Source organism: Devosia insulae DS-56, assembly GCF_000970465.2.
GTDB lineage: Bacteria > Pseudomonadota > Alphaproteobacteria > Rhizobiales > Devosiaceae > Devosia_A > Devosia_A insulae.
Window position 1 is genome coordinate 1 of sequence record NZ_LAJE02000034.1, and the last position, 4,183, is coordinate 4,183.

Consider the following 4,183-nt stretch of genomic DNA (forward strand, 5'->3'; position numbering starts at 1 on the left):
GCTCAGAATGGGCCGATCCTGAAGACGATGCTGATCACGGCGAACACCCCGACCAGCAGCAGCAGCACGGCAAGCACCAGGTTGAACGAGCCCGGAAAATCGGTCTCGGCATGGATGCTGCCTTGCTGCTCCAGTTCGCGGCGCTTCGCCTTCAGCTGCGCCATGAAGCGCAGCTGGTAGATAATTCCGGCGACCAGCGCCGCCATGCCGATGCCGATCAGCGTCAGCCCGAAATTGCGCGATGCATGGTCCTTGAGCTCGACCAGCTTGCTGCCCTGCATGCCTTCGATGAGCTTGTAGATGGTGAAGCCGAAGCTGATCAGCGACAGCGACGTGCGGATCACCGCCATCATCGTCCGGTCGGCTGCCATGCGCGTGCGCTGGAACGCCAAGCCGGTGCGGCGCGCCGAAAGGTCGGTGCCGCGATTGTCGTCGATCATGTAGGGGTCTGGCATCCGGGCCTCCTGCGGGCGATGGGCGGCCCCGAAGGCCGCCCATCGCTGCCCTCAGTTGTTCGACGTCTTGGCCGCTTCCATCTTGGCCATCGCGTGCTCGAGCGCCACATGCAGGCTCAGCGTGTCGGCGCCCTGCCGTGGCGGGAAGGCCTGCAGGCTCTTCAGGTGTTCGCCGATGAACTTCTGTCCCGCTGTCGGCGCCCACATCTTCTTGGCGAAGAAGCGCCGTCCGACATAGCCCCACTCGGGCGACTCGGGGTCCATCTTTTCCATCGGGTCCATCAGCAGGTTGAAGATGTAAGGCACGCTCGGATAGGCCTTCTCGTTCCACCAGCTGCCGTCCTTCTTCACGCCGATATGCATCTTCCAGCCATCGACGCGCACGGCCATCAGGTCGGTCTCGTCGTAGTAGAAGAACTCGCGGCGCGCCGATTTTTCCGCCTTGCCGGTCCAGTGATCGAGGTTGTTGTAGCCGTCCAGATGCACCTTGTACTTGGTGCCGTTCATCTGGTGACCCTTCACCAGCTGGTCCTTGAGGTCGGGCAGCCCGGCCGCCGCCGCGAGCGTCGCATAGAGATCTTCGTGGCTCTGCACACCGTTCGATACCGAGTGCGCCGGAATCTGGGCCGGCCAACGGACCACGCAGGGGACGCGCAGCCCGCCCTCCCAGGTGGTGCCCTTCTCGCCGCGGAACGGCGCATAACCGCCATCCGGCCACATCATCAGCTCGAAGCCGTTATCGGTGGTGTAGACGACGATGGTGTTCTCGGCGACCCCGAGCGCCTCCAGCTTGTCGAGGAGGATGCCGACATGCTCGTCGTGCTCGATCATCTTGGCGCGCACCACGTCCTCTTCGCCGCGTCCCTCGGCCACCGCCATCCTGAGGTACTTCTCCTGCGGGTGCGACCAGATGTGGGTCGCCGTGGTGTTGAACCAGCAGAAGAACGGCTTCTCTCCGTCGCCATTCTTGTCGAGCCAGTTGAGCGTATGCTCGAGCACTTCGCTGTCGAAGGTCTCCATCCGTTTGCGCGTCAACATGCCGGTGTTTTCGATCTTCTGCTTGCCGACGCGGCCGAAGGTCGGATCCTCGCTCGGGTCGTCCTTGTCCGTCGCCCAGGCATGCAGCACGCCCCGCGGTCCGTACTTCTTCAGATATTCGGAGTCCTTCTGGCCGGGGTAATCCAGTTCCTCCGGCTCTTCCTCGGCGTTGAGGTGGTAGAGGTTGCCGAACCATTCGTCGAACCCGTGCACCGTCGGCAGGAACTCGTTGCGGTCGCCGAGATGGTTCTTGCCGAACTGCGCCGTCGCATAGCCCTGCGACTTCAGCACTTCCGCCAGCGTCGGATCCTCTTTCTGGATGCCGCGCGGCGAGCCCGGGATACCGATCGTGGTCATGCCGGTGCGCACCGGCACCTGCCCCATGATGAAGGCGGCGCGACCGGCAGTACAGCTAGCCTGCCCGTAATGGTCGGTGAACAGGATGCCCTCGTTGGCGATCCGGTCGATATTGGGCGTCTTACCCATCATGCCGTGCGCATAGGCGCCGACATTCCACATGCCGATATCATCACCGAAGATGACGAGGATGTTGGGTTTGCTTGAACTGGCCATCACTTGCTCCATGTGCCGCCGGTCGAGGCGGAAAGGTGAAGTGAGGCAGGAGTGGCCTAGCGCATCTTCCTTTAGCGAAACCTGCCCTAGCCGCTCGCATGCGCATCGAATTTGTTCCGAATGCCCACGACTGCCGCAAATCCTCCCCAATTTGCATCTCAATTTGGTTTGCACCATAAACCTGAGTCAGCGCCCATGCCGGATCTCGACAAAGCCCTCGCCGACATCGTCGAAATCAAGTCGCGCCTGGCCCAGTCGAGCGAGTTTCTCGGCCTCGGCCCCGCCGCCCTCGCCGCCTCGGGCGTCCTCGCCTTCGCCGTGGCGGCGCTGCAGTCGGTGCTGCCGGGCGCCGCCGAGCCGATGGCCTATTTCACCGGCTGGGTGCTCACCGCCATCGTCGCCGTGGCGCTGATCGGCGCCGAGATGCTGCGCCGGGCGCAGCGCCACCATGCCGGCCTCGCCGACCAGATGATCCGCGAAGCGGTGCTGAACTTCGTGCCGGCAGGCGTTGCCGGGGCGGCGCTGCTCGCCTTTTTCGCCCGTTTCGCGCCGGAGCAACTGTGGCTGGTGCCCGGCCTGTGGCTGATCCTCGTCAGCCTCGGCATCTTCGCTGCCGCCCGCTCGCTGCCGCGCGCCATCGCGCTGGCCGGCGCCTGGTACCTGCTGTCGGGCTTCACCGTGCTGCTGCTCACCGCCGGGGACCACAGCCTGTCGCCCTGGCACATGGGCCTGCCCTTCGCCATCGGCCAGCTGCTGATCGCCGCCATCGTCCACCGCGCTTCGGAGGCCGCCAATGTCCGCTGAGCCCGACGCTCCCTTCGCCTATGACGGGCTCGACCGCGTCATCCACGAGAAAGCCCGCCTCGGCATCCTCACCTCACTGGTGAGCCGTCCGGACGGCCTCGCCTTCAACGACCTGCTGCGCCTCTGCGGCCTGACCCAGGGCAATCTCAGCCGCCACCTCGCGGTGCTGCAGGAGGCCGGCCTGGTCGACATCCACAAGGGCTATATCGGTAACCGCCCGCTCACCGAAATCCGCCTCACCCCCGCCGGCCGCCAGCGTTTTCTCGACTATCTCTCGGTGCTCGAACGCGTCGTCCGCGATGCCTCGGCCCGGGCGGAACAGGCCGCGCCGGGGAAACCGCAGGTCGTGTGAGGTGCTGACCGGTGCTGACTGAAGCAGACGGCCCCCTCCCATCCTCCCCCATAAAGGGGGAGGTGCCCCGCCGGTGCGTTTGGCACGATCCAGCCACAAACTCGACTCTTCACCTCCCCCTTCATGGGGGAGGCCGGGAGGGGGCCGTCTCTATCAGTTTGATCACCTGAATTCGTAACCAAGACCTGACCGATCCCTATCCACTCAACCGACGCCAACGAGGTTTACAATGCAAACCACTCCTGACCACAAACTCCACGTTGCCATCATCATGGACGGCAATGGCCGCTGGGCCGAAGCGCGTGGCCTGCCTCGCCCGGCCGGCCATCAGGTCGGCGCCGACACCGTGCGCGCCATCGTCCGCTCCGCCATTGCGCGCGATATCGGCGCCCTGTCGCTCTACGCCTTCTCGACCTACAACTGGCGCCGCTCCGAGGCCGAGGTGGCCGGCATGATGGCGCTGCTCCGCCATTTCCTCTTGGTCGAGGCGCGCCAGCTGCGCGACGCCAATGTCCGCATCTCCATTCTCGGCCGCCGCGATCGCCTGCCGCTCGGCCTGGTGAAGGCCATCGCTGCCGCCGAACGCAGCACCGCCGCCTGCACCGGCCTGCATCTGCGCGTCGCCATCGACTACTCCGCCCGCGACGCCATCCTCGCCGCTGCCGCGGCCGGCCCCGAGGCGATCGCCGCCGAGCTCGGCACCGAGGATGTCGATTTCCTCATCCGCACCGGCGGCGACCAGCGCCTCTCCGATTTCATGCTGTGGGAATGCGCCCAGGCCGAGCTCTACTTCACCCGGGTCAAATGGCCCGATTTCGGCCCCGCCGAGTTCGACACCGCGCTGGCGGAGTATGGCACGCGGGTTCGCAGCTTTGGCGGCAATGTCGAGCCCGTGCGGGCTATGGCTGGATGAGAACTGTTCGCCGGCACAAGCCGCTGTGCTCCCCTCCCCCTTGAGGGG

At 65.4% G+C, this 4,183-nt stretch carries 5 protein-coding genes; 3 read left to right on the top strand and 2 right to left on the bottom strand.

The genetic code is table 11. From position 1 onward, the window contains the following. Positions 1-2 precede the first annotated feature (2 nt). A complete protein-coding gene (locus VW23_RS01270; protein ID WP_141728174.1) occupies positions 3-455 on the bottom strand; it encodes a YidH family protein in 453 nt (150 codons plus the stop codon). 51 nt (positions 456-506) lie between these two features. After that, positions 507-2,066: an arylsulfatase gene (locus tag VW23_RS01275; RefSeq protein ID WP_201787997.1), complete on the bottom strand. Its 1,560-nt coding sequence runs from the start codon at positions 2,064-2,066 to the stop codon at positions 507-509. A gap of 195 nt (positions 2,067-2,261) precedes the next feature. Between VW23_RS01275 and VW23_RS01280 the strand changes: the two genes are divergently transcribed. The 3 genes from VW23_RS01280 (at position 2,262) to uppS (ending at position 4,135) form a co-directional block, all read left to right on the top strand. Beyond that, entirely contained in the window at positions 2,262-2,870 is a 609-nt protein-coding gene (locus tag VW23_RS01280) for a hypothetical protein (RefSeq protein ID WP_069907790.1), read from the top strand. Beyond that, positions 2,860-3,222, top strand: coding sequence for a transcriptional regulator (locus VW23_RS01285; protein WP_069907791.1), 363 nt, complete (start codon positions 2,860-2,862; stop codon positions 3,220-3,222). Before VW23_RS01280 ends, VW23_RS01285 begins: the two co-directional genes overlap by 11 nt. Before the next feature lie 229 nt (positions 3,223-3,451). Continuing rightward, positions 3,452-4,135: a polyprenyl diphosphate synthase gene (uppS, locus tag VW23_RS01290; protein ID WP_055880613.1), complete on the top strand. Its 684-nt coding sequence runs from the start codon at positions 3,452-3,454 to the stop codon at positions 4,133-4,135. Positions 4,136-4,183 lie beyond the last annotated feature (48 nt).